At 56.5% G+C, this 398-nt stretch carries 1 protein-coding gene; it reads right to left on the reverse strand.

Annotation, left to right across the window (positions count from 1 at the left end):
- Positions 1–253: 253 nt before the first annotated feature.
- Positions 254–398: ATP-binding protein (locus QCE73_RS33975; protein ID WP_309885332.1), on the reverse strand; the 145-nt coding region annotated here is incomplete at its 5' end.

The following is a 398-nucleotide window of genomic DNA, read 5'->3' on the forward strand; positions in this document are numbered from 1 at the left end:
CGCCTGTAGCGAAACTGACGGCTGCTACGACGTGTACTTTGTTCATCATCGCATCGATACCATCGACTTGAAGGAACGCGGCGAAAGGAGCTAAATGTGGCGAATGCCACGGGCGGCTGGCAAGCATGGCCAACGTGCGTGTGACCGCGGGCCTGAACAAGCTGCTTTCTTTGCCTACTTGTCAACGCCGACTGAAACCTGACCCACATTCGAAGGTTTCGCCGAAGTAAATCTGACCCACCTGGGTCCATTATCACGCGGCTACTTTCGTGGTTGCCCGCGCGCTCGCTTGTCCCGCTTTTCTCTTGTCCTTCAGTCGATAGCTCTCGCCACTGATTTGCACGATATGCGCGTGATGCAGCAACCTGTCGAGCATCGCTGCCGTGAGCGTCTGGTCG

This window comes from Caballeronia sp. LZ029 (assembly GCF_031451275.1).
GTDB classification, from domain to species: Bacteria; Pseudomonadota; Gammaproteobacteria; order Burkholderiales; family Burkholderiaceae; genus Caballeronia; species Caballeronia jiangsuensis.